Origin of the sequence: Myxococcus sp. RHSTA-1-4, from assembly GCF_020037125.1 — a bacterium.
Taxonomy (GTDB): Bacteria; Myxococcota; Myxococcia; order Myxococcales; family Myxococcaceae; genus Myxococcus.
Window position 1 is genome coordinate 332,332 of record NZ_JAIQDG010000004.1, and the last position, 25,885, is coordinate 358,216.

Annotated in this window: 16 protein-coding genes; 10 read left to right on the top strand and 6 right to left on the bottom strand. The window is 69.9% G+C overall.

Features of this window, described 5'->3' with window-relative positions; all coding sequences use genetic code 11:
• Positions 1-45: 45 nt before the first annotated feature.
• Positions 46-2,346, bottom strand: coding sequence for a serine/threonine-protein kinase (locus K8638_RS09025; protein ID WP_223754030.1), 2,301 nt, complete (start codon positions 2,344-2,346; stop codon positions 46-48).
• Between the two features lie 286 nt (positions 2,347-2,632).
• Between K8638_RS09025 and K8638_RS09030 the strand changes: the two genes are divergently transcribed.
• The 6 genes from K8638_RS09030 to K8638_RS09055 all read left to right on the top strand — a co-directional run bounded on the left by K8638_RS09030 (position 2,633) and on the right by K8638_RS09055 (position 13,799).
• Positions 2,633-3,817 carry a PAS domain-containing sensor histidine kinase gene (locus K8638_RS09030; protein ID WP_223754031.1) on the top strand — a complete coding sequence of 395 codons (1,185 nt, stop codon included), beginning with the start codon at positions 2,633-2,635 and terminating at the stop codon, positions 3,815-3,817.
• Between the two features lie 85 nt (positions 3,818-3,902).
• The gene (locus K8638_RS09035) at positions 3,903-4,868 is read left to right on the top strand and encodes a LysM domain-containing protein (protein WP_223754032.1); all 966 of its coding nucleotides are present in this window, start codon (positions 3,903-3,905) and stop codon (positions 4,866-4,868) included.
• Positions 4,869-5,028: 160 nt separating this feature from the next.
• Positions 5,029-6,045, top strand: coding sequence for a hypothetical protein (locus tag K8638_RS09040; RefSeq protein WP_223754033.1), 1,017 nt, complete (start codon positions 5,029-5,031; stop codon positions 6,043-6,045).
• A gap of 451 nt (positions 6,046-6,496) precedes the next feature.
• Positions 6,497-7,285 (top strand): hypothetical protein, encoded by a 789-nt coding sequence (locus K8638_RS09045; protein ID WP_223754034.1) that lies wholly within the window; start codon positions 6,497-6,499, stop codon positions 7,283-7,285.
• The gene (locus tag K8638_RS09050; RefSeq protein ID WP_223754035.1) at positions 7,282-11,742 is read left to right on the top strand and encodes a M15 family metallopeptidase; all 4,461 of its coding nucleotides are present in this window, start codon (positions 7,282-7,284) and stop codon (positions 11,740-11,742) included. The genes K8638_RS09045 and K8638_RS09050 overlap by 4 nt, the downstream gene beginning before the upstream one ends.
• A gap of 26 nt (positions 11,743-11,768) precedes the next feature.
• Positions 11,769-13,799 carry a hypothetical protein gene (locus K8638_RS09055; protein ID WP_223754036.1) on the top strand — a complete coding sequence of 677 codons (2,031 nt, stop codon included), beginning with the start codon at positions 11,769-11,771 and terminating at the stop codon, positions 13,797-13,799.
• 13 nt (positions 13,800-13,812) lie between these two features.
• Here K8638_RS09055 and dbpA read toward each other — a convergent pair whose 3' ends face one another.
• Complete coding sequence (gene dbpA, locus K8638_RS09060; RefSeq protein WP_223754037.1) at positions 13,813-15,201, bottom strand: ATP-dependent RNA helicase DbpA; 1,389 nt, start codon at positions 15,199-15,201, stop codon at positions 13,813-13,815.
• Positions 15,202-15,308: 107 nt separating this feature from the next.
• Between dbpA and K8638_RS09065 the strand changes: the two genes are divergently transcribed.
• The gene (locus tag K8638_RS09065) at positions 15,309-17,159 is read left to right on the top strand and encodes a monovalent cation:proton antiporter-2 (CPA2) family protein (RefSeq protein WP_223754038.1); all 1,851 of its coding nucleotides are present in this window, start codon (positions 15,309-15,311) and stop codon (positions 17,157-17,159) included.
• A 33-nt stretch (positions 17,160-17,192) separates the two neighbouring features.
• On the opposite strand, the gene K8638_RS09070 is transcribed toward K8638_RS09065, so the two are convergent.
• Together K8638_RS09070 and K8638_RS09075 are read right to left on the bottom strand one after the other, a co-directional pair.
• Positions 17,193-18,404 (bottom strand): sugar MFS transporter, encoded by a 1,212-nt coding sequence (locus K8638_RS09070; protein ID WP_223754039.1) that lies wholly within the window; start codon positions 18,402-18,404, stop codon positions 17,193-17,195.
• A 26-nt stretch (positions 18,405-18,430) separates the two neighbouring features.
• Entirely contained in the window at positions 18,431-19,627 is a 1,197-nt protein-coding gene (locus K8638_RS09075; protein WP_223754040.1) for a cyclic nucleotide-binding domain-containing protein, read from the bottom strand.
• Positions 19,628-19,820: 193 nt separating this feature from the next.
• Between K8638_RS09075 and K8638_RS09080 the strand changes: the two genes are divergently transcribed.
• Both K8638_RS09080 and K8638_RS09085 read left to right on the top strand, forming a co-directional pair.
• Positions 19,821-21,266, top strand: coding sequence for a DUF4157 domain-containing protein (locus K8638_RS09080; protein WP_223754041.1), 1,446 nt, complete (start codon positions 19,821-19,823; stop codon positions 21,264-21,266).
• A gap of 227 nt (positions 21,267-21,493) precedes the next feature.
• Positions 21,494-22,885: a serine/threonine protein kinase gene (locus K8638_RS09085; RefSeq protein WP_370643937.1), complete on the top strand. Its 1,392-nt coding sequence runs from the start codon at positions 21,494-21,496 to the stop codon at positions 22,883-22,885.
• Between the two features lie 93 nt (positions 22,886-22,978).
• Here the strand turns inward: K8638_RS09085 and K8638_RS09090 are convergent, their stop codons facing one another.
• Together K8638_RS09090 and K8638_RS09095 are read right to left on the bottom strand one after the other, a co-directional pair.
• The gene (locus tag K8638_RS09090) at positions 22,979-24,166 is read right to left on the bottom strand and encodes a hypothetical protein (RefSeq protein WP_223754042.1); all 1,188 of its coding nucleotides are present in this window, start codon (positions 24,164-24,166) and stop codon (positions 22,979-22,981) included.
• Between the two features lie 131 nt (positions 24,167-24,297).
• Positions 24,298-25,029 carry a TetR/AcrR family transcriptional regulator gene (locus K8638_RS09095; protein ID WP_223754043.1) on the bottom strand — a complete coding sequence of 244 codons (732 nt, stop codon included), beginning with the start codon at positions 25,027-25,029 and terminating at the stop codon, positions 24,298-24,300.
• 198 nt (positions 25,030-25,227) lie between these two features.
• On the opposite strand from K8638_RS09095, the gene K8638_RS09100 reads away from it, so the two are divergent.
• Complete coding sequence (locus K8638_RS09100) at positions 25,228-25,806, top strand: hypothetical protein (protein WP_223754044.1); 579 nt, start codon at positions 25,228-25,230, stop codon at positions 25,804-25,806.
• Positions 25,807-25,885 lie beyond the last annotated feature (79 nt).

The following is a 25,885-nucleotide window of genomic DNA, read 5'->3' on the forward strand; positions in this document are numbered from 1 at the left end:
CGCGCGGACCCTAGTGATGGGGGTCCGGAGCGTCAAGGACGACACTCAGTCCTTGTACAGGGGGAGGTCCGCCAGTCGAATCTGAATCTTCGTCACCTCGCCGGGCTTCACGGGCGCGGACAGGAGCCTGCTCGGCGCCTCCGCGTCCGTGGGGTCGACCACGCGCAGCCGGTAGGTGCCCACGGGCAGGGGGAACTTCTGCAAGGGGGTGGTGCCCAGCGAGGTGGCCCCGTCGAACACCGCGGCGCGAGGCACCGTGTAGAGCGTGATCCACCCGAGCCCGGCCTTCGCCGCGCCCTTGGGCGTGCTGGTGTCCAGCACCTCCCCCAGGTCCTCCGGGTTCTGCGTCACCGTGGTGACGGGCTCCGCCGGCGGGGTGGCCTCCGGCTGCGTGCGCGCACGCTTCACCGTCCGCCCCGTCCCCGTGTCCGTGCCCGAGGCCCAGTTGGCCGGAGAGCTTCCGTCCTTCCCCTTGCGGGTCGACGTGCCCGACGCGGGCCGGGTCGTAGACGTACCCGTGGCGGGCTGGGGCTCCTCCACCTTCACATCGGCGGCGACGGCCTCCTGCGCCGGCGGCTCGGGCGTGGGGGCCGGCTGCTCGGGCGCGGCGCGAGGGAAGCCCGGGGGCGGTGCGGCCTGCTGGGGTGGCGGCCAGGCCGCGTTGGCGGCGGGGTCCACCGGAGGCGGAGGATCCAGCTCCGCCTTCACCCAGGCCTTCGCGGACTCGTACGCGGGGACGAACTGCGCGCGGACGATGGGCAGTGTCGACAGCCAGGCCAGGCCGCCCACCAGCGCGAGCAGCATCAGCCGGCCGAGCCAGCGCGACGCGGGACGCCCGGCCGGGGGCTCCACCGGTGTCTCGGAGCGCTGGGACAGGCCGGGCCGCTGGGGGCGCACGTTGGTGCGCGCCGACTCCGCGCCGGGGCGCTGGGGCCGGGAGCGCAAGCGCTGCGTGTGCAGGTCGCTCGGCGCCTCGAGCGGCGCGGTGGTCTCCGGGTCGGACGCCTCCTGCCGGGGTGGAGGCCGGGGCCGGGGCGTGCGCGCGGCCTGCGCCGGCTCCTGCGGCGGCCGGGGCGTGCGCGCGGCGGGCAGGGAGGACTCGGTGGGCCGGCGCTGCGGCACCGGCTTGGGGCCACTGCCGGAAGACGGGGCGACCCGCGTGGCCACGGCCGACTCGGTGGAGCGGCGCTGGGGCACGGGCTTGGGCCCGCTGCCGGCGCGCGTGGGCCCGGCGCTGGCGGAAGGCCCCGAGGGCTTGAGGCGGGCGCGCGGCGCCGTCACCTGCGCGGTGGGCGAGCTGTCCGCGCCGTCGTCCTTCTGGAGCGCGTCGGCCACCTCGCTGACGCGCGCGTCCTCGGCGCTGCTGGCCAGTTCCAGCAGGGTGCGCGTCTTCTGCCGCTTGTCCGCGAACAGGTCGCCCATCACCGCGGTGATGCCGTCCTCGTCGAACAGCTCCGGGCCGAGCGCGGCCTCGATGGCGCGCGCCATCTCACGGCCGCTGGTGAAGCGCTGGGACGCGTCGCGCGCCAGGGCGCGCATGGCCACGGCCTCCAGCGCCTCCGGCACCTCCGGGTTGATGGAGCGCGGGGGCGGGATGTCGCCCTCCGCGATCTGCAGCATCACCGCGGCCTCGTGCGGGCCGTTGAACAGGCGCTGGCCGCACAAGAGCTCGTGCAGCATGACGCCCACGGAGAACAAGTCGCTGCGGCCGTCCAGGGGCGCGCCCCGCACCTGCTCCGGGGACATGTAGCCGCTGGTGCCCTTCACCATGCCCACCTGGGTGCGCCCCAGCCGCCCGCGCGCCTTGGCGATGCCGAAGTCGATCACCTTCACGACGCCGTCGTAGGTGAGCATCACGTTCTTCGGTGACACGTCGCGGTGCACCACCACCGCGGGCCGGCCCGAGGGGTCCGTGAAGTGGTGGGCGTAGTGCAGGCCCAGGCAGGCGTCGCGGATGACGCGCCCGATGAAGCCCATGGGCAGCGCATAGCCCTGGCGGGCGGTGGCCTTCACCACCTGCTCGAGGTTCTGCCCGGGCAGGAACTCCATGGCGAGGTACAGCTCGCCGCCGTCCTCGCCCAGGTCGAACACCTGCCCGATGTTCGCGTGCGAGAAGGCCGCGGTGATGCGCGCCTCGTCGAGGAACATCTTGACGAACTGATCGTCCTTCTTGATGTCGGGGAGGATCTGCTTGACGGCGACGAACTTGCGGAAGCCGCCCGGTCCCGAGGTGAAGGCGAGAAACAGCTCCGCCATGCCCCCCATCGAGAGGCGGGTGAGGATCTCGTACTTTCCGATGCGCCGCCCCCTGTCGGGATCTTCTCCGGCGCCACCCTGCATGGCCATGGCGCGCGGGCATGTTAGCCCCGGGCGCCGCCCGCGCCAATGATCGACCCCCGGAAAGCGCCCTACGTCCCGGGAAGGGCCCCGTCCTCCGGAGGTCTCACGTCGTCCCCTCCCCCACCCTTCCAGCCCGTCCGTGGAGCGGGAGGACAGCCGGGTGCCGGCCCCCCCGCTTCGCCCTGGCGGGCGCCCCATCAGGTGTTGGACGAAGGTCTCAGATGCGGGCTGTCCTCCCTGGAAAGGTGTGCTCTCGTGCTGCCTCGGGTTGCCAGATGAGATGAGGAGTGCCTTGGACGACAGCCACAACGCCCCCGCGGACTCCAGCGGCATCACCTACACGGAGCTGCCCGAATCCGCCGGGCGGGATACCGCGGATCAGCTCCGGCTGCTCATCGAGAACGTCACGGACTACGCCATCGTGACGCTCGACACGCACGGCCATGTCGCGAGCTGGAATCCGGGCGCCGAGCGCATCAAGGGCTACCGTGCCGAGGAGATCCTGGGCCAGCACTTCAGCCGCTTCTACCCGCCGGAGGCGTTAGCGAAGCGGAAGCCCTGGAAGGCGCTGGAAGTGGCGGCCCGAGAGGGCCGCTTCGCCGAGGAGGGCTGGCGCGTGCGCAGGGACGGCAGCCGCTTCTGGGCCAACGTCGTCATCAGCGCCCTCTACGAGGACGGCCGGCTGCGCGGCTTCGGCAAGGTGGTGCGCGACTTCACGGACCGGAAGCAGGCCGAGGAGCGGCGCGAGCTGGAGCGCCTGCGCGAGGCCCTGCACGACCGGGACGTGTTCCTGTCGGTCGCCTCTCACGAGCTGAAGACGCCGCTCACCCCGCTTCAGCTCAAGCTGACGTCCCTGCAGCGCCTCGCGGAGAATACGCCCGAGGGCGCCCTGTCCAGCGCGCGCGTGGCCCGGGAGCTGGACGTGGCGCGCCGGCAGGTGCGCAAGCTCGCCGACCTCATCGAGGACCTGCTCGACGTGTCGCGCATCAACGTGGGCAAGCTGTCACTGGAGCCCGAGCCCATGGACCTCGCCGCCGCCGTCCGGGAGGTGGTGGCGCGCTACACGCCGCAAGCCGCCCAGGTGGACAGCACCCTGACCCTGGATGCCCCGGCGCCCGTCGAGGGGGTATGGGACAAGCGGCGGCTGGACCAGGTGGTGACGAACCTCATCACCAACGCGCTCAAGTACGGGGCCGGCGGGCCCGTCCACGTGCGAGTGAGCACCGAGAACGGGGAGTCCTGCCTGAGCGTCCGAGACGAGGGCATCGGCATCGCGCCGGAGGACCAGCCCCGCATCTTCGACCGCTTCGTGCGCGCCGTCTCCGAGCGCAACTACGGCGGCATGGGCCTGGGGCTCTTCATCACCCAGCAAGTCGTCGAGGCGCACGGCGGCGAAATCCGCGTCCACAGCGCGCCGGGTCAAGGCGCCACCTTCACCGTGCGGCTCCCACCAGGTTCCGCTCCGTCCGGAAGGTGAGGACCGGCGGCGGCCCCCTGGTTGGACAGCGGTTGAAACACTGTGGGATATCTCACAGTCATCTGGCTACGACCCGGGCCGCTCCATGCTCCTTCATCAACGCCTGAGAGAAGGGCAGCGCGAGTACCTCCTCCTCGCGTTGCATGACCCACTCCCCGAGGGCTGCCAGGCCCTGGACGCCGGTCGCGGATGGACGCTCGAGCACCGGCTGCGGCGGCTCGCGCTGGACGAGTCCAACCTGCGCACCCTGAGCATGCTGGTCCAGGCCCATGGCTCCCTCGGCCACCATGCGGCGCGAACCTCGGAGGACGTGGTGCGCCAGGCGGCCACCCTGCTCTCCTTCGGCGTGCTCCGGCTGGCCCTGGCGCCCCCGCCCTCGCGCTACGGCGCCCCCGCCTTCCCGGAGGAGGCGCCGAAGCAGGAGCCGCCCGTCACCCCCGAGGAGGACATCACCCTCCGGCTCCAGGTGGTGGACGACGTCAGCGACGGGCCCATCTCCGGCATCAAGCTGAAGCTCCAGTTCTCCGACAAGTCGGAGAAGGAGGCCACCACCGATGGGGAGGGCCGCATCGACCTGCCGAAGGTGCCGAAGGGGAGTGTCAGCGTGCTGTCCCTCATCGAGGGCGCCACGCTGAGCAACTCCGTGGCGCTCGTGCGCACCGGCGGCCCGTGGTCCGGCCAGAAGCCCACCAAGGCGGGCACGAAGTCCCAGGCCACCTCGCAGCGCGTCCTGGTGAAGGTCACCGAGCACCGCGTCATTGACGAGGAGACGCTGGAGAACGTGGCGGAGATGTACGGCCTCACCGCGGATGCGCTCGCGCAATTCAACTGGGGAACGACGGACCCGGAGCAGATCCAGCGGCGCCTGGAGATCTCCGTGGGGTGCACGCGCAAGGACGAGGGCGGCAAGTACGTGTTCAGCCGCGACGACGACCCGGGCATTCTCTACGTGCCCCGCCCCGTGGCGCTGACCGGGCTGGCGGTGGACCAGAGCCACATCCTCCGCGTGAAGCGGGCCCGCAGGCCGCGGCCCTTCAGCTTCTCGATTTGAGCCCGCCTTCCCGTCCATGAACTCCACGGGTTGAGCCAACAAGGTTGCCGGGAGACATAGAATCGGGCCGGGCCAGGGGAATCGCATGGGGACGATGACGCACAGGCACGGGACGACGAGACCGGGGGGCGGGCCTCGCGCGGGGTGGATGCCCGCCTGCGTGCTGGCGCTCCTGGTGACGCTGCCCTTCGCGCGGGCCCGGGCGGTGGAGCCCCCGGTGGGCGCCGCGCGTTGCTCCAAGGCCGACGTCACCAGGAGCCGCCGGAGCGCCGAGAAGCTCTACCGTGACGGCCGGTACGCCGAGGCCGTGGAGTCCCTGCGGCGGACGAAGGAGTCCTGCTGGAGCGCGCTGGATGCCACGGACCGGGGCTGGCTGGTGTCCGACCTGGGCCTGGCCGCGCTGCGCGCCGGTCAACCCGAGCTGTGCCGCCAGGTGCTCGACGAGGCGCCCGCGGAGCTCGACGCCGGCTCGCGCGTGGCGAAGGCCATCGCGCACAACCGGGGGCTCTGCCAGGGGGATGGGGCCCTGCCGGTGACGGTCTTCTACTCGGGGCTTCTCATCTCCTCCCCGGCCGAGGCGTCCGCGGCCCTGACGCGCGAATGGAGCTACTTCGTAGAGCTGCGCGAGGGACGGCTTGCTCAGCGAGCTGATCGCGAAATCGACCGGTGCACCGAAACAGACGGGGTGGAGTTGGGGGACCTCAACGTCATGGCCACCGTCGATCTCTATTCCACCCAGGCCCAACTGCTCCGCTGCCGTGCGCTGAAAATGGTCACCACCGCTCGGCCTTCGAGGGTGAGCCACGTGCGGGACCTCTTTTCCACCAAGGCTCTTGGCAAGGTACTGCCTGCGGCTCTGGCCCCGGCCATCGTGCCCGGAGACGCCGAGGAACGCTCGCGAGCGAGCGGCGAAGGGCGCACCTGGAACGACCTCGATTCGCGGCTGCGCTTCGAGCCGATCCCCGAGCGCAAGGAGGAGCTCCGGGTGCGGGGGAGCGGCGTGACGGGAGACCTGTCGCAGTGGGCGCTGGGAGACTTCAACGGTGACGGCGTCGAGGACCTCATCCTGTTGCGCACCGTGAGCCCCGAGGGCGGGAGCGCTGTTGATATGGCCGCCTTCTTGTTAACGCGCACTCAGCCCGGAGGCGTGCTGACAATCCTCGAACAGTGGAAATAGCAAGACCGGTTGCCCCCCTGACTTTCACCAGTGGCAAAACCCCCGCCAGATGACCCAAATGAGAGCGACACTCCACATCCAGGCAGCCGCTGCGTCACACCTCTTCCGGCGACTCTCGGCACGACTGTGGCCGGCCGCCCTCCCCGTGCTGATGCTGGCGTGCGTGACGCCCCCCTCTCCCGCCAATGCCTCGGCCCCCCCGAGGGGAGAGCGGGCCTGCGACGGGGGCCCTTGCGGTGAGCAGCAACCTGCCACCTCCCAGGAACCGGCCGCACCCGCGGCCCCCGCGGTAGCGCCTTCGACCACCATCCCGACGCCCGCGGCATCCACGCCAGCCACGACACAGCCCGAGCCAGCCACGACACAGCCCGAGCCAGCCACGACACAGCCCGAGCCAGCCACGACACAGCCCGCGGCTTCGGCCCCGTCCTCCGCGCCAGCCCGCGCGGAGGTGCCCTGCGACAGGGACTGGGCGGATGGACAGGACTTCCGCATTGAAATCGGATGGCGGAAGGACGACGGCAAGCCCCTCCGGCCCTTCAACCCCGACGACCCGATGTACCCGTATGAGCTCCGTGGGGACCGGTTCCTCTTCCTCGAAAAGGGGATGGTCTACACCGCGGTCGGCAGGTTCACCGATAGGGAGGAGGGCGAAGCGGCGCGGAGGAAAGTGGAGATCGAGCGCCCCGAGGCCCGCGTCTCCCTCATGATTCCAGGCCCCTACCTGGCGACCGGGTCGCCCACGTGCAAGGTCAGCTCGATGACCCGGATGAAGAACCCCAGAGTCGACAAGGCCTCCTGGATTCTGGAGCAGGACGGCCTGCTGCTCGCGGGGGCACGCACGCAGTGCACCCATGGCTCGCAGACGAAGAAGGTCACCGCCATGTCCTGCGACGGGATGAAGAACCTGCTGACTGACACGGTGACCGCCCCCTGCGAGGCCCGGCGCATTGACACCTGCGTCCGTCCGGTCGTGCCCGGCGTGGTCCTGCTCGACCACTCCTATTCGATGACCGGAGGCACCAACATCCACCTGCGCGTTTATGACCTGAAGCGCAAGAAGCGGCTGCAGTCCATCGACGCGTCGCACGGTGGAGGCCCCGAGACGGAGCTGCTGAGCGTCGAGGACACGGATGGGGATGGCGTGCCGGAGCTCGTGTATTCCATCGCGGGCACCGGGCAGCGGACCCGGGTGCTCAAGTGGACCCAGGGCCGGTTCGCCGAGGTCCGCTCGAAATGAGCTACGGCTATCAGGAGCCCTCGTACCTCTGCCTGACCCGCGAAGCGGTCAGGGATATCTACAAGGCGACGCGCGCGCCTGACGAGCTCGACGGTCACGACCGGTTCGTCCGGACGACCCGCGTACTGGGCAACCCCATCCTCACGAGCTTCAAGACGGAGCAACTCGTCCCGGTCCATCTGCCGGGCTTCGGGCCTCAGAAGAACGAAACCCGGAAGGTCAGCGTCAACCGCAAGCTCGCGCATCTCTTCATGGCGGCGTTCGAGAAAATCAAGGCGGCCCACCTGCCCTACGTCCTGTACGACGCCGGGACCTACAACTTCCGATACAAGCAGAACACCTCGGTCAAGCAAGCCATCGCGAACCTGCCGGAGTATGCCCAGCTCCGGCAGGGCTCCGGCTTCTGGGGCTCCTGGAACTCCCTCTGCGCCGAGCACGACCGCCTTAACAATGCCTTCGAGGAGGAGGTCTTCTGCGACGGACGCATGCAGAAGAAGAAGGAGCTGCTCTCCAACCACTCCTGGGGCAGCGCCATCGACCTCAACTCGACGACCAACCCGTACGACAAGACCCAGCGCTTCGACATGCCCATCCGGATCGTGGAGATCATGGAAGGGTTCGGGTTCCACTGGGGCGGCTACTACCACGACTACATGCACTTCGAGTTCGCGCGCACCCAGGTCTCCGGGGCGTCGGACGAAGAGCCGTCGCAGGTGGTCTTCCCTTTCGGCGCGGACCCGCGGCGCGAGTCTCCGCTGAAGTACTACTTCTTCAACGAAGCGGGAGCCGGAGGATTCTTCCCGCTCGGCAAGCAGCAGAACCTCCATGCGGGAGTCCACCTTGAGCCGGACTCGCCAGCACCGCTGGTGCCCGTCAGGGCGGCCATGCCCGGATATATCGTGGCCGCGCGCCTGATGGCCCCGGGGAAGGAAGGTGACAACGAAATCCTCCTGAGCGCGACGGAGGGCCGCCCGCTGGGCTTCGTCCTCGTCCGGCACGAGTTCACCGAGCCCGAGGGTACGCCCCCTCCCAAGCCCTTCCCGCTCTACAGCCTGTACATGCACCTGGCCCCTCCCAAGTGGGGGGGCGCGGAGTCCGACAAGGCGTTCGAGAAGGCGCCCTGGCTCGAGTCCTTCTTCAGGATGCAGCATGGCGCGGTGGTCAACATCGACCCTGACTCCGACGAGGTCGGCAAGACCTACTGGGCCCAGGGCCCGCTGAATCCCCGGGCGGAGAACCATCCGGTGCGGGACCGTGCCCAGCCCGTCCCAGGTATCGTGGGTGGGCGACCCCTGGCCCTGGCGAAGCCCAGCCCCCAGGAGGTCACCGAGGCCATCGAGGCGCTCAAGAAGGGCTCCATCATCACGTTCGATCGCCCGCTCTTCCCGGTGGCCGCGGGGGAGATCATCGGATTCCTCGCGCCGGGCCGAGACGTTCCCTCCGAGGAGCTGGCTCCCGCGCAAGACTCGGGCGCCTCCGCCACCCTGGCGAGAAGCCCCCGCCCTCCGGCCGCCACGGCGCCGCTGCCCCGGTACGTGCACTGGGAGCTGTTCTCCCTGAGTGGCGGCGACAGCGGCCTCAAGTTCCTCATCGAGAAGGACGAGGCGCTGAAGGCCCTGCTCCAGGAGGTCGAGGAGCAGGACAAGAAGGACAACTTCCTGCAGATGCCCTCTGACAGGACACCGGGCGCCAGGAACGAGGTCCAGGACATCCTGGGCCCCACCGGGGTGAACATCGTCAAGGAACTCCGGACCGCGAGGTACGGCACCAGGCTGCGACAGCACTTCAACAACGGCACCCGGTTCTTCTCGGCCGAGGACACCACCGAGAAGCCGTTCACCTGGCCCCTGACAATCACGCTGGAGAACAAGTACAAGTTCCCGGGCGATCCAACGACGGTATGCACCCTGGAGGTGCAATACAAGAAGGCGGGGGATTTCCTCTCGAGGGAGCGCTTCACCCTATCTCCCAAGAGGGACGTGCCCACGCTGACCGTGAAGCTGAGCGTGCCCGCGGCGGCGGACTCACTGTCGCTTTGGTCGCCCGTCTTCTTCGCCGACCGGCTGGAGGTGGCCGCTGACGTGCTTCGCGAGAAGCGTTTCCAGAGCCGTGCCGAGCTCTTCAAGAAGGCCGCTCGCCACCGCTGGCGCAACCTCGTGATGAACCACATCAACGAGTGGACGCCCGCGGGGCTCGTCAAGCAGCTCGAGGCACGCAAGGCGGAAGGGTTCTTCGACCACCTGGAGGACAAACCCGAGACGACCTTCGAGAAGCTGAAGGAGTACCTGCTGCCGCTGACCTGGTGGGACCGCCCGGCGACCGAGAAGGACCCCTACGGCGAGGTCCCTGTGCTGGCGGACGCCCAGGGCCACAAAAAAAGCCTCTTCGGCGACAGCGACGCGATGCTGCCCCGGAATGCGAATGTCGTCAGCATGCATCCGGTCACCGCGCTGTGGCTGGTGGACCTCCTCGTGGAGAATGCGGTCATCGGCCTCGCGAAGGAATGGCCTCCGTGCACGCTGAAGCGAGACGAGAGCACCCTGAAGCCGCCATTCCTGGGGCTGCTCTTCAAGGGACACACCGCGCTGTCCGGCAAGGAGATGCTGACCGTCCTGGTGCAGCACGGCTACGGAACGACGGCGGGGACGAGCGCGGAGGACGTCACCTTCTGGCTCGCCGCCGGGGGGGACGGGGGCGCAGGAAGCGAGCCGCAGGTCCTTTGCCGCACCTCCTATAAAGACGGTGTCGCGCTCGGGCGCGCACGCGCCCCCTCCTGGGGCCAGTGGGAGGTGTATGCGACGCGCGCGGATGGGCAGCGCTTCGAGCCACTCGAGAGCCGCTCGACGACATTCGACGTGCCGAAGCCCGTGCTCACCGGTCAGCCCTTCGAGCTCGGCTCGAAGCCGGGCAAGCTCCGCCCGCTCGCCGCGGGCGGCATCGTCGTCCGCCAGAACTTGCCCGCGACGCTCCCGGGCTACGTCGTCTTCGAATACTGGAAGCTCCCCCCGCGCACACAGCCCGACCTGCGCGAGACTCCAACCGCCGCCTCGCTGGCCATGCCCGTCCTCGCGAGCAGGCCCCCCGAGGCGCGGACGACTGGAGGGCTCAGGTACCTGAACGACCTCATCGTGGGAACGGAGAAGAAGGACGGCAACCCGAAGGTCACGCCCAACTTCTCCTTCAAGGAGTTCCTGACCAGCCAGCGCCACGGCCGGGTCTTCCAGGGCGACCCGGCAACCGCCTTCAGGCTGGCGGTCCCCCTGGCCCAGCGGCTCCAGGAGCTTCGCGACCTCTGCAAGCCAAAGAATGGGGAGAAGGAACTCCAGCTCTCGGTGAAGCGGCTCGCCGAGAACGGCCTGTCCCTGCTCGTGACCCCCAACACCGGGTCCGCCGAGGACCTGACCCTGCTCGCGAAGAAGCTGCGGATGCTCAGCCCCTCCGAGCTCCACTCCGCCGAGTACGTGGAGGCGGAGGAGGCCGTCCGGCTCACCTACTCCTCGGCCAACTCGTCCGGAGTGCTCCACCTCGAGTTCGACCCGGCCCCCGCCCTGGGGCGGCTCGCCGCGGAGTTGCTGTCCGACGAAACGGGGGGCGAGGTGCTGCACGTCCGTCCCCGCTTCATCGCGCCCAACAGCGGGCACGCGCTCCACACGTCCAGGAGGCTCACCGCCGTGGAGGGCGAGACAGAGTTGTTCTCCGCCTCGGCGGCGGACATCCGGGCCGCGTGCGGGGAGGACTGCCTCGAGGTCGTCGCGGACAGGTGCCTGCCTCCAGTGAGCCGGTTCGAGTTCGGAGCCATCCAGGTCAAGATGGGCGCGGGCGTGTTGCGCACCGAGGTGAAGCTGCACGGAGACGCCAACGCATGGAAGGCGGCGGCGCCCATCATCAAGCTCGCGGGCATCGTCCAGAACAAGCGCGGGAATGGCGTCCTCCTCGCGGACTGGCCCCTGCTCGACAAGAATGGCCATCGCATCCCGCAGATGTGGGGCGATAAGCTCACGTTCACCGCGGAGGTCACTCAGCCCGGCAAGGTGGCGACCCCGCCTCCTCCGGTGACGTGCGAGGTGAAGGTCGAGCCGCGCCTCGAGACGCTGACCTGGAAGCTCCAGGGCAAGAACCTCTGCTTCACGGGCCAGGGGCACTTCATCCCCACGGGCCTGGACTTCCACATCATCTGTGATCGGCAGGACGCGACCACGGGCCAGTGGGCGGAGGACGCCACCATCACCAGCGCCATCCGCTACAAGCTCCAGGCGGAATTCCCCTGGGGCCAGTGCACGGAGACGGGAATCTTCGAGGCGTCTGTCCCCCACCTGCTGCTGAAGAAGGCCGAAGGCCCCTTCCGCTTCTACTGGCGCCGCAGGGTGAACAGGGCGGGCGCCCCGCTACTGGTGCTGGGCGCGGTCATCGAGGAGCCGCCCCCCCTGGAAGTCACGATGGCCGAACTGGGACTCTAGCCACGGCGCGCAGCCGCTCTCGAATCATGCCCCCACAGAATCCTCCGCAGAACGCCGGGCAGGGCACAGCCTGGACCGCCACCCAGGAGTCCGAGGCCACGCACGTGAGCGCGGGCTACCGGGACGCCCTGACCTTCGTCCTCGTGCCACGGACGTCCATCCAGTTCGACGCGCCGGACCGCACCGCCTCGCGGCAGCTCATGAACCCGGGAAGCCTGCTCATCGAGGTTCCCATCCGGGGCAAGGCTATGAACTTCGAGCCCGGCGTGACGCTGGAGTGCGAGCTCGCCTGGCTGGTGAAGCGCGGGAACGGGTCCGCGAGGCCGCACTTCGTGGACGGCGCGCGGATGGTCATCGCGCAGAACGGCACCTTCGAAATCAAGGTCAACGGCAAGCCGCCCGTCCTCGACCTCGTCGCCCAGCAGGTCATCGAGGAGGGAACGCTGGGCTACTCCCTCACGCCCAGGTTCCCCCACGCGGAGACCGCCACCTTCGAGCCGGCCATCCCGTTCAAGAATCACTGCTCCATCAGCGTGGACAAGCCGGAAGGGAACGACTGCCGCATTGGCGCGCAGGTGACGTTCACCCCCCACTTCTCCTCCGCCCTCAACCAGGCGGACCTGGAGCTGCGCGTCATCGAGCTGGACGAGGGCTCGAGCGAAATTGCCTTCGGCACGGCTCAATGCGCCTTCTCGCACCGGTGGGGCCCCGCCGCTTTGTGGATGTTCCGCTACAACGGCAGCGTGGACTGGGCCATCGGGTTCACGGACGACACCTGCGAGCGCTTTGCGGACGTGGGAGCCGAGGAGGAAGGCAGCTACGAGTTCTGCTGGCAGCTCTGGGGCCGGAGCCACAAGGACGGTCCCCAGACGCTGCTGGTGCAGGACAAGGAGTTCCTCCGCCTGCCGAAGCCCAAGCTCGAGGATCTCAGGGTCGAGTACGACAAGTCCTGGGAGGGCACCTGGGAGATCCATGGGAAGATCACCGGCGTGGCCCCCCGCGCCAACCTCACCGTCGAGGTGGCGCTGGTGGAGCCTCCACCGCCCACGCCAGCGGCGACTGCGGACCGCCGCAGTGATTCCGTCCGGGTCCAGCTCCAGTCGGACGGCGTCTTCGAGGCCCACCTGGGCGAGCGGCACTGGATGCCGGCCTGGACGTCGCTGAGCCCCATGGCGCCCCCCGCCCCCCCGAAAGCGTACGCCATCCTCACACTCCCGGCTGCGGCGCGAGACGGCAGGCCGGGCCCCGTCGCGCCCTACCTGAACTTCGATGAGACGAAGTACTCCCCCTACAAGGGAGAGGCGCTCTCCTGGGACTTCGACGCCGAGTGGGTGTGCTCCGAGGAAGCCACCTCACTGGTGACGCGCCCTCCCCGCCCGACGCGGCGGAGGACGGGCCTCACCCCCAACCCAGCGCCCCCCGTGGACGCCGGCGATCAGAAAACCGCGCTCAGCTGGGAAGACGTATGGCGCGACATCATCGCCTGGGAAGGCATCGTGCCGTACATGTACCTGGACACCGAGGGCAACGTGACGGTGGGAGCCGGCAACCTGCTCAAGTACGTGGACCCGCCACAGGGGACGAACGGCCTGCTGGCGGCCAGGAGCCATCCCTTCCGGAACATGGATGAGGGCCGGCCCGCCACGGTGCAGGAGATCGCCGAGGCCTTCAACAAGGTCAAGGTTATGCCCTGGAGGATGAACCACACCGCGTATGCACAGCGGCCGAAGATTGGCCTCCTGGACGCGGACATCAAGGAACTGGCGAGGCGCCGCTACGAGACGGAGTTCCTCCCCGCCCTCAAGAAAGGCTTCCCCGACTTCGAGACTTATCCTCGCGCCGCCCGCCGCGGGTTGGTTGACGTGACGTATAACGTCGGCATCTCCGTACCCTCGACCTGGAAGAAGCTCATCGCGGCAACCAAGGCCCGCGACTGGCAGACGGCCTCCGTGGAGTGCAAGACCCCACCCCAGAACCCAGACGACTTCCGCAATAAATGGAGGAAGGAACTCTTCATCTACGCCGCCAAGGTCGACTGGAAGAAGCCGGGCGCCTGACGCGGAGGGAGCCCTACCGCACCCGCTCGACGCGGTGCTTGCGCCCCTTGATGCGCCCCTCGCTCAGGGCCTGGAAGGCCACGCGCGCCACGCGGCGGGCGACGGCGACGTAGGCCAGGCGGTCCTGGATCTCAATCTTCCCGACATCCGAGGCGCTCAACCCGCCCGCCTCTCCCGTCAGCGCTCCGAGAATGTCCCCCGGCCGCATCTTGTCCTTGCGGCCGGCGGAGATGCACAGCGTCTCCCACGCCGAGTCGAGCTTCACCGCGCCGCGCGGGTCCGCCGAAGGCAGCGCCTCCACGTCCGCGCGCTCCAGCTTCACGCCGGTGGCATGCTCGATGTCCTCCACCTTGCGCGTGTCGCGCGGGGTGACGAGGGAGATGGCCAGGCCCGTCCTCCCCGCCCGTCCCGTGCGGCCGATGCGGTGCACGTACGGCTCCGGCTGCATGGGCAGGTCGAAGTTGATGACGGCGTCCAGCGCCTCCACGTCGATGCCACGCCCCGCCACGTCCGTGGCGATGAGGACGCGCGTGCTCCCGTTGCGGAACTTCGCCATCACCCTGTCCCGCTCGAACTGCTCCAGGTCTCCCTGGAGGCCGTCCGCGCTCACGCCCACGCCGGTGAGGGCCTTCGTCAGCTCCACCACGCCCGCCTTGTGGTTGCAGAAGACGATGGCGGAGCCGGGCTGGTGGTGGCGGAGGATTCGCAGCAGGAGCGCCGGCTTCTCCTCCGGCGCGCAGTCGTAGCGGAGCTGCTGGATGGCGGGAGTCTCACCCACCACCTCCTCCACCGTCACGCGCTCGGGCTGCTTCTGGAACGTGCGGCTCAGCGCCTCGATGTCCGGGGGGAAGGTCGCCGAGAAGAGCACCGTCTGCCGCCGGGGCGGAGTCGCCGCGAGGATGCGCTCCATGTCCTCCCGGAAGCCCATGTCCAGCATCCGGTCCGCCTCGTCCAGCACCACCGTGGACAGGTTGCGCGTCTCAAGCACCTCCCGGTCCAGCAGGTCCAGCACGCGGCCGGGCGTGCCGACGGCGATGTGGGCGCCCTTCTCCAGCGCGTCCACCTGGGGACGGATGGGCTGACCTCCCGCGAGCACCAGCACCTGGAGGCCGGGCAGCCTGCGGGCCAGCCGGCGAATCTCCCCCGCCACCTGGGCGCACAGCTCCCGCGTCGGGCAGAGCACCAGCGCCTGGACGCGCCGCGGCTGGAGCCGGACCTTCTGCAGGAGGGGCAGCGCGAAGGCCGCGGTCTTCCCACTGCCCGTCCGGGCCTGGCCGACGAGGTCCCTGCCCTGCAACAGCACCGGGATGCTCCGGGCCTGGATGGGTGTGGCGGTCTTGAACTCCAGCTCCTCCAGGACCTGGAGCAGGGGCGGTGCGAGCGGGAGTGCGGCGAAGTCCATCTCTGCCTCGAATGCGTCGGGGAGGCACCCTTGTATCCCGGAACCCCTGGCGTGGGGGCTCGCGCGTGCGCTACGCAGACCCGCCAGCCGATTCTCCAGGTGCTCCCATGGCCGCCAGCTCCCAGGACCCCGTGTACGTGCAGGCGCTCATCTTCCTGGGCGCGGCCGTGGTCGCCGTGCCCCTCTTCCGCAAGCTGCGCCTGGGCTCCATCCTCGGCTACCTGGCCGCGGGGCTCGTCATCGGCCCCTTCGGGCTCGGACTCTTCAAGGACTCCACCTCGACGATGCACGTCGCCGAGCTCGGCGTCGTGCTCTTCCTCTTCGTCATCGGGCTGGAGCTCAACCTCACGCGGCTGTGGGCCATGCGCCGCGACATCTTCGTGCTCGGCACCGCCCAGGTCGTCCTCACCGGCCTGCTCGCCATGCTCTACCCGCTGCTCGTGGCGGGGCGGCCGTGGAAGGCCGCGCTCATCGCGGGGCTGGGGCTGGCGCTCTCGTCCACCGCGCTCGTCATGCAGATGCTCGGCGAGCGCGGCGAGGTGCAGCAGCCCCACGGCCAGAAGGCGTTCGCCATCCTCCTGCTGCAGGACCTGGCCATCGTGCCGCTGCTGGCGCTGGTGGCGCTGCTCTCTCCGCAGGACTCGGCCGGGAGCGACCCGCTGTGGCTGTCCTCGGCGAAGATGCTGGGCGCCGTGGCCGTGGTGGTGCTCACGGGCCGCTACCTGCTCAGCCCCTTCTTCCGGGTGCTCGCGAGCGCGGGCGCCCACGAGGTGATGACGGCCGCCGCCCTGCTCGTCGTCATCGCGGCGGCCGCCCTGATGACGTCCGTCGGGCTGTCCTCCGCGCTCGGCGCGTTCCTCGCGGGCGTCCTGCTCGCCGAGTCCAGCTACCGGCACGAGCTGGAGGCGGACATCGAGCCCTTCCGCGGGCTGCTGCTCGGCCTCTTCTTCATCTCCGTCGGGATGACGGTGGACCTGAAGGTCATCGCGAGCCACTGGGCCCTGCTGCTCGGCGCCCTCGTCACGATTACCGCCATCAAGACGGCGGTGGTGTACGGCCTGCTGCGGCTGATGCGCAACGGACATGAGGTGGCCGTCCGCACCGCGCTGCTCCTGCCTCAGGGCGGCGAGTTCGGCTTCGTCCTGTTCTCCACCGCGGTGGCCGCCGGGGTGATGCGGCAGGAGCAGGCCACGCTGCTGGTCGCACTGGTGACACTCACCATGGCGCTCACGCCGCTGCTGGCCGTGCTCGCGCCCCGGCTCGCGCGCACGCGTGCGGCGCAGCCCGAGCGCGAGGTGCGCTTCGACGGCGTGAAGGGCTCGGTGCTCATCATCGGCTTCGGCCGGTTCGGTCAGGTGGTCAGCCAGTTACTGCTGGCGGAGGGCGTGGACGTCACCACCATCGAGAACGACGTGGAGATGATCGAGGCCGCCGAGCGCTTCGGCTTCAAGGTGTACTACGGCGACGGCACGCGCCTGGACGTGCTGCGTGCCGCGGGCGCGGAGCAGGCGACCCTCATCTGCGTGTGCGTGGAGCACAAGGAGGCCGCCACGCACATCGTGGAGCTGTGCCGGGCATCCTTTCCCCTGGCGAGGCTGTACGTGCGCTCGTACGACCGCGGGCACTCGCTGGAGTTGCTGGAGAAGGGCGCGCACTTCCAGATGCGCGAGACGTTCGAGAGCGCCATCGCCTTCGGCCGCGCGGCGCTGGTGGGGCTGGGCCTCCCGCCGGAGCGCGTGGCGGCGGTGGAGGAAGACATCCGCCAGCGGGACCGCGACCGCTTCGCCATGCAGCAACAGGGCCGGGAACCCACGGCGGCGGGCAAGGACACGCTCTACACCCGCCCCGCTCCCCGCCCCGAGCCCTTCGTGCATCCCCAGCGCCAGGCCGTGTCGCTGAACCCGGCCCCCCGGCCGGAGGACGCCCCCGGGAAGGAGGGAGACAAGGAGCGCCCCTGACGGGAGCGCCGTGGCACCGGGCGGCCCGCGAGCTCAGGCCTCCCGGGTGATGGCGACGAGCCGCTCGTGCAGGACGAGGAGCACCAGGGCGCAGCAGGCCAGCACCGGCCCGACGACTTCCAGGCCGAAGCGCTCGACGAGCAGGCCGGCGACGTTCGGTATCGCGGCGACGCCCAGCGTCGAGGCACTCACCTGGAAGCCGACCGCGTGGGGCGCGGCCCGTTCACCGACGCGCCGGGGTGTCTCGGCCATGAGCCCCGGGAAGATGGAGGCGAGCGAGAACGAGAGCAGCGGCAGTGCCGCGGCGCCCCAGGCCTGCCCGGGGATGGCGAAGAGGGCCGAGAAGATGAGCACGCCCACGGTCGCGAAGCGGAGCATCCGGACCTGTCCCACCCGCTCGACGACGAAGCCCAGCAGGAGCCGCCCCGCGAGGAGCCCTCCCCAGTAGGCCGACACCCAGGTTCCCGCGAGCGTCTCGTCCACGCCGCGGGCCTCGGTGAGGAGGGTGTAGCTCCACTGGCCGGCGGTGACCTCGATGCCGGTATAGAAGAAGAAGACCGCTATCTGCAGCCAGACCCTGACATCTCGCAGGATGGAGATGCCGCTGAGCGGCGGCTCGTCCAGGGGCACGGGGCCTGCGCCGACGGGCGCATCCACCACCACGTGGGGTGGCGACGGCTCCGCCTCCCAGAGCCTCCTCGCCGCGAAGAAGGCCAAGACGAGGACGGCGAGCACGGCGCCGACCACCGCGTAACCCACTCGCCACGAGGCACCGAACCCGAGGACGGCCGTCATGATGGCCGGGCCCGCCATGGCGCCCGCCGCATAGGCGGCGTGAAGCCAGGACATGTGCTTCGGGCTGAAATGGCGGGCGGCGTGGGTGTTGAGCGCGGCGTCGATGGCACCGGAGCCGAAGGCCACGACGAGCGCGGCGAGCAGGATGAACACGAAGGCCGGCGCGGCGGAGATGCCGAGGACACCCGCCGCGGCGAGCGCGGTGCTGCCCGCGAGCAGCAGGCCGATACCGAAGCGCTGGATGAGCCTGCCGGCGAGCAGCCCGGAGCAGAAATAGGCCACCGCCGCGATGGCCACGGGCACGCCGAGGAGCGCCTGGGAAAGGCCGAAGGTGTCCCGCTGGGACGGCCACGCGACCCCGAGCACGGCATCCGGCAGGCCGAGGCTGACGAAGCCCAGGTAGGCAAGCGTCAGCAGGGCCACCGGGGAGCGGGAGGTGGAGCGGCTCATGTGCTGATGAAACGGCCGGGCGCCGCTCAGGTGCTCAGGGCCCGCACCCGCGCGGCGAGGTTCTGGGTGAAGAGCCGGTAGATGCGCAGCGCGGCGGCCTCGTGGGTGTCGAGGTAGTGCTCGAAGTCGGAGCGGCTGATGCGCAGCGCCCGCACCGACGTGCGCGCCTTCACGTGCGCGGAGACGGGCGCGTCCTGCACCAGGGAGATTTCTCCGAGGTACGCGCCGGGCCCCAGCGTGTTGAGGTGCCGCGCGTCCTGCTCCGGGCCGCTGAAGACCTCCACGGTGCCGTCCATCAGGACGAAGAGGCCGGTGCCCGGCGCGCCCTTCTCCAGCACCACCGTGCCCGGAGCGATGACCACCTGCCGCGCGAGGCGGTAGAGGTCCTTCATGTCCTCCAGGGACAGCTCTCCGAAGATGGGGATGGCCTTGAGGAAGCGATACCCGTTGGACGCGGGAGTCGTGGAGGCCACCGCGCGCCGGAGCAGCACGGCCTCGGCTTCCGCCTCCATGCCCATGCGGCGCAGGAGCCGCGCCTTCTCCGTCACCAGCGCCGCGTCCGCCCGCGCCGCCTCCGAGCTGCTCACCGCGTCCGCCAGCACCGCGAGCGCCCGGTGGGTGAAACCCTCCGCGTCCAGCAGCGTGCAGATGCGCAGCACCGCCTCCACGTACCGCGAGTCCTCCGGCTTCACCCCGCCCAGCGCCTCCACCTCCGCGTGGGCCTGGCCCAGCTCGCGGTAGAGGTCCGCCGCCTCGAAGGGGCGCCCCAGCCGCACCAGGCACTGCGCCATCGCCTCGCGGGCCCCCAGGCGCCGGTACACGTCCAGCGCGCGCTCCAGCGCCCCGGCCCGCTCGAAGGCCGCGGCCGCGCGCTCCGCCTCGCCGGCGCGCAGGTAGGCCTCCGCCGCCTCCAGGTACTGCCCGCTCTGGACGTAGAGGTCCGCCACGGTGGAGTCCTCGCCGTCGCCCTCCATCAGCCGGGCCGCGCCCAGGAAGTCGCGCGCCCGCCGCAGCACCTCCACCAGTCCCCGGCGCTCCCGGGCCGGGCGCTTCGCCGCCTCGCGGCGCAGGCGCTCGCGCTGCGCGTCTCCCAGCTCCTCGTAGAGCTGCGTCGCCTGGTCCGTCTGCTGAAGTTCCACCAGTGACCGCACCGCGCGCAGTGCGCCCTCCGGAGGCGTGTTGATGCGCCCCCCTCCCGCCCCCTGGCCTGATGTTCCTGCCATGTGCTGCCTCCCCTTCCGGTCAGACCGCCCAGCATATGCCGGTCCCGAGGCTTCTCGTGCCGCAATCCGATGTCAGGAAGCAGACGTCACCCACCGGACAGGCTGGACGGATGTTTGCGCCTGGAGCCCGTCACCGGTTCACACCGGCTCCACTGGCGCGTCCTCCATGCGGACAGTGAAAAGCGGGGTTCACATGAGGAGACAGCCGAGGTCTGACATCACCTTCGCAACGGGCAAGGCGTTGCCCGAGCGGCTCCGCCGGGCCGCGGAGCGGCTCTTCGGCGAGGACTTCTCGACGGTCCGCGTCCACGCGAGCCCGAAGGCGCTTCAGCTCAAGGTGCGCGCCTTCACGCATGGGGAAGACATCCATATCGCCCCGGACCACTACGACCTGGATTCGGCGCAGGGCGTGCGGCTGCTGGGGCATGAGCTGGCGCACGTCGTCCAGCAACGCGCCGGGCGGGCACGCAACCCCCATGGGTACGGACTCTTCGCGCTTCGGGAGCCAGCGCTGGAGCGGGAGGCGGAACGGATGGGCTCCTGCCTCGCCCTCGAGGTGACGCCCTCCCGGGAAGTCGTCCAGGCGTACCTGCAGGACCGGCACGGCGTCACCTGGATGGGAGGGAGCGCGGCGGCGTACTGGGAGGAGAACAAGGAGCACCTCGAAGCGCTGTGGGCGCAGGAGGGACTGGAGGCTCCTCCCAACATCCTGGAGCTCATCGACACCCTGATGGATGAGATGCCCAGGGAGTACTCGATTGACGAGCTCACCGACGTGGTCCGCCGGAATCAGACGGGACAGGGGCACTTCAATCAGGTCTACCGGTCCGTCTTCGGGCACCTCCCCGTGAAGGGCGCCGAAATCCCCAAGCTGATCCACCGCTTCTGGGCCGGTGGCGCCATGTCGGCGCAGTCCTTCAAGAACCTGGCGGACCTGCAAGAGCGCGCTCATGGCACCGCGTGGAACCAGATTCTCTGGACCTCCGACGAGGTCAACGCGGCCGTCAATGACCCGAACCTGAAGGCGCAGCTCCGGAACCTCGCGGAGGCGGGGACCGTGGTCCTGGATGCCACGCGGCTCTCCGTCGGTATCTCCGGGTTCGAGGAGACGCTCGCCGCGCGAATCTCGAACTCCATCCAGGGCATCCGCCAGCGCCCTCGTAGCTACACGGCACTCAAGTACCTGTCGGACATGGTCAGGCTCGCGGCGACCTACTCGATGGGAGGGGCCTACCTGGACACCGACATCGGGCCTGGAGCCCTCGACCTGTCCCGCTCGACGCTGTACCACCGCGACAAGGCGGGAGAGGTCCCCCTCGCGGGCGTCCAGGTGCAGAACACCGCCGCCTACGCGAAGGCCCACCTGGGCGACAGGCAGGACCCGAAGGAGAACCTCTTCATCAACACGGTCGAGCTCGGCCAGCCGGTGTTCAACTACTTCTACGTGACCCGGGCCTATACCGAGAGCAACCGCAAGGCCCTGCTGGTGATGATCAAGGACCCCGAGGAGTCGGGGATGACGGCCGCGATGGTGCACTTCAGCGGGGCCACGAACCCGGCGCAGTGGCTCGTGGCGTGGCTCATGGACCTGCAGTGGGCGACGAGCGCCAGCGACATCGAGGAGGGACGCACCGAGTAGCCACCGGGTGATGCGTAGCCGCGGCAGCTCAGGCTGGAGCGCGGGCCATTGACGGATTGAAGAACTCCGCGGGGAGGCGCTGCTGGTGCCCCACTCTGGGGATTGCGCTGACAGGCGCCAATGCTACGAGTAGGCTCGCGGCGAGCACGGCGCTCCCCTCCTTCCTCGCGGGACTCTCCATGCAGCCTGTCCACCTGAATCCGGCATGTCTCCCCAGAGGCACCAGAGTGGGCCCCTGGTACGTGATGGAGCGGCGCGGCTGGGGTGCCTACGGCGCCGTCTACCGCGCCTTCGGCATGGAGGGCATCCACCACGGGCCCGTGGCTCTCAAGCTCGCTCTCCACCCGGCAGATGCGCGCTTCGCTCGTGAAGTCGAGTTGCTCTCCCGCATCCGCCACCCTTGCGTCCCTCGCCTCGTGGACCATGGCGGCTGGGTGTCTCCCGTCGGCATCCCCTACCCCTTCCTCGCAATGGAGTGGGTCGAGGGCGCGTCCTTGTATGAATGGGCGCGCGTGCGGCGACCCTCCTCCCGCCAGGTGCTCCACGCGCTCTCCTGCCTCGCACGGGCCCTGGCGGCCACCCATTCCGCGCGCGGCGTCCACAGAGACGTCAAGGGTGACAACGTCCTCGTGCGCGCAGCCGACGACCACGTCTTCCTCACCGACTTCGGCTCCGGACACTTCCTGGGCGCCGCCACTCTCACCTCGCCGCCCTTTCCGCCCGGCACGCCTCCCTACCGCTCGCCGGAGGCCTGGCGCTCCGTGAAGCTCCCCTTCCATGCGGCGACCCCACCCTACGCGCCCGAGCCGGCCGATGACGTCTTCGCGCTAGGCATGACCGCCTACCGGCTGGTGACCGACGAGTACCCTCCCACCACGGCGCCCATGGACGAGGAGTCCCATATCTGGAGCCTGGAGGGCCCGGGCCCTCGGCCTCCTCGCGCCGTCAACGCCCGCTGCTGCGCGGAGCTGAGCGAGCTCGTGTCCCGGATGCTCTCCGTGCGCCCCGAGGCACGTGGCAGCGCCCGCGAGCTCGCCGAGGCGCTTGAGCAGGCCGCACGGGAAGCAGGGGCGGAGGCGGATGTGCCTCTCTTCGCCCGCGAGGAATTCCAGCCCGAGGCGATGCGCGTCAGCCCCCAACACGCCATGCCTCGGGCGTCCGGACGGCCCCGGCGGTCCTGGCTCACGGCGGCCAGCCTGAGCGGAGCCGTGGCGTTTGGAACCGGATGGATGCTGAGCGCACGCCCCGGCGGGGATGCGGAACAGCTCCACGCGTCAGCGCCCGAGGACACACAGGATGGCGGCACCGTGGCGGTCGGAGACGCCGTTCTGACGGCGCCAATGCCTCTCACTCGACCCCCTTCCGCATGGTCGACCATCGCCGTGGACCTGCCTCCCAGGCCCCTCCCAGGACAATCGCGACCCGATGCCGCCGGCCGCTGTCCTCACAGAGCGCACACGGTCATCCATGGAGGCTGCTGGGTGAAGGTGGCCCTGAGCTTGAAGAACTGCGACGAGGGCTATTACGTGTACAAGGGTGAATGTTACGGCCCCGTCTTTCCACCGGCGCGCCCTCCCACCTCGAGTCCCGCGGAGCACTCGGGAGACGACGCCCCGTAGCTCAGGGCGCCTCGGCCCGACACGGCTCCCTCGAAGCCGAGTTTCACCGCCCAGCACAGCGGCTCCGCGGCCGCCCATCCATGCACGTCCCGCTCACACGATGCCGCTGTCGTGACCGGCGATGACGGCCCAGGTGGCGAGGGCGCTGTTGACGCTCGTCCAGTAGCCGTAGGTTTCGTAATACCAGACGGCCCAGTGTGCCTGCATGTTGGTCTGCCGCGGTGAGCTGGGCAGGTCTCCATTGATTTGAGGGTCGGACGCATTGCGGATGACGAGCCATTGCGGTGCCGTGTCCTCCAGCTCCTCGGCGACCAGGCCCAGCACGGCGTCACCCATCTCCACGCCCGCGCCGATGGCGTCGAGCCCGTTGCGCGAGGTGCCGAACTCGAAGAAGTCCGTCGTGAGGATGGGGTGGAAGGCGGGCATGTCGCGCCCATCCAACTTGAAGTCCGGCATGTGGCCGGGCCCGGCGATGAGCGGCCCGGTGAAGGCGTAGCTCTTGGTGGGCGGGCCGAAGTCCGGCTCGCGCAGCTTGCCCACGTGGGTCTTCATCATCTGGTAGGCGTCGTCGAAGTACCGGGTGGAGACGGGGAAGTCGCAGCGGTAGGTCTTCCCGTTGAAGGATTCGTTTCGGAACTCCTGGGAGAGGCGGAACCGCGCGGCGCGGGTGATGATGACATCCCCCAGCTCGTGGTCCGCGAAGGTGGCGCCGGCGGTGCCCACGGTGAGCACCATGCGGGGCTTCACCTCGCTAATGAGCTGGTGGAACAGGTCCTTCACCGGCAGCGTCGCGGTGCCCTCGCCCGTGCGGATGCCGTCCTGGTTGAGGTGCAGCTCCGACTTGAAGCACAGCACCTTCGCGCCGCCAATGCGCGTGAGGAACCAGCTCCCCAGGCGCTGCACCCGCAGGGAGGGAGCGCCCCGGCGGATGAAGGGCCGGTAGTGCTTGTCGAAGCGGCGGGCGTAGGGATACCAGGCGGTGCGCTGGATGCCCGGTGTCAAGGTGTCCGCCAGGGCCTCGACCTCGGCCACCGTCCAGGTGATGACCAGGTAGTCCGCCTCGGGCAGACGCTGGCCGGGAGACGGGGGCTCGTCGCGCGGCAGGGGCTGGGGCGCCAACCCCGAGGGCCACTGGAGCTTCAGGCTCACCGGAGCCGGTGAGACGAGGGCCTGCGGAATGGCGGTGACCTCCTCGGGCCGCTCCTCCTCCAGCGCGCCGTACTCGATGATGTGACGGGCGAGCAGGGTGGGACTGCTGAGCACGGAATGGGGATTGGGCACGGCGCACCTCCAGCGCTTTCCCAGCAACGGTAGGGCGTGTGCCTCCGCATGGCCCGGCCGCGGGGCCCGGCCCCTGGCCGGATGCCCGGCTCTCAGGGGGATGCGTCCTCTGGCCGGGTACGAGGCAACTGTCAGCGCCGCCGCTGTCCCCTTCCCCTTCGTGACACCCCACCGCGCGGCACAGCCACCTTCCCCCGCCGTGCCTGGGCCTTCGCCTTGCGCGCCGGGGGCTTCTTCCCCTCCGGGAGGAGCTCCAGGCTCGCGAGGACGATGCGGCTCAGCAGCCGGTACACGGGCGCGGGGTCGAACGAATCATCCAGCAGGTGGTGCAGCGAGAGCCCGTCGATGCACGCCTTCATGATGGCGGCGTAGTGCTGGTCTATCGGCTCGGGCGGGGCGTCCTCTCCGTGACGGATGCGCGCCACCGTCAGCGCCACCTCCTCGTCCACGCAGCGCAGGGACTCCGCCACCGCGGGCTTCAGCTCCTTGTTGTGCAGCCCGATGGCGAACAGCTCGTAGCGCACGCGGAACTGCTCCGGCGTCTCCTTCAGGAGCTGCTCCCCCCACGCGAAGCTCGCGGCGGCGAGCTTCTCCAGCGGCGTCTCCTCACGCAGCTTCTTCAGCTCGGTCATGTACTGCAGCCGTGCCTCCTGGGCCACCGCCAGCAGCAGCGCGTCCTTGCTGCCGAAGTAGTAGTGCACCAGGCCCTGATTCACCCCGGCCTCGCGCGCCACCTCCTTCACCGTCGTCGCGTCGTAGCCGCGCTCGGCGAGCACCCGGATGCCCGCGGTGATGAGCCGCGCCCGGGCATCGGGTTCCGGTGGAGTGGCGGAGGCCTTCGTGCCGCTGCGTGGACGAGCCATTCAGTGTCCATACGTCGGGCGATGTAGGCCCGCAAGTGGCCGAGCCGCCGGCCGAGCCGCTTGACAGCACGCGTCATCAGTCTTAGTTAGTCGTGTAGCTAATTTAGTCGAACGACTAAAACCTGGAGACAAGCGATGCGCGTCCCGTCCCTGAATGCCGTGAGTGTGTCGAAGGCGGTCCTTCTGGCGGTTCCCCTGATGGCGTCCCCCGCCCTGGCCGACGAGGCCGCGGGCCCGGTCCCCCCGCAGGAGAGGGAGCGGAGGGGCGCGGTCCTCCTGGAGGTGTCGCCGCCCGCCCTGGACGCGTCCATGTACGGCGTCCGTCTGGACATCGCCCCGTCGATGGAGGGGCCGTTCTCCTTCGGCCTGATGGGGCGCGCCGGCCAGTGGGGCAACTCCCTTGGCGCGAAGACGCGCTTCGAGGGCGTGGGCGGCAGCGAAATCAAGCTGAACTACGCGGTGGGCGCGGACGCCCGCTACACGCTGGGCTCCTTCGCCAACGGGACGCTGCGTCCCTTCGTGGGGCTGACGGCGGGCTTCGAGGAGTTCGTCACGCGCTCCGGCAAGGGCCCCTCCGAGGCGGCCACGACGGCGGCCTTCCTGGAGCCCGCCGCGGGCCTCATGTGGCGGCCGGGCGCCGGGCGCGTGGGCCTGTCCGCGCGCGTCGGCCCGGGCTTCACCTTCACGGACGTGCGCAACCTGGAGGTCCAGGCCGGAGACCTGCGCCTGAAGCCCGTGTACCCCACGGCCTCTCTGGGCCTGCTCGTCGTCCTCTGAGGTCAGCCCCCCCACACCTCGCGAGCGGCCCGCTCCAGGGCCGCGGCCGTGTCACACCGCACTCCCGGTCTGGTGCCGG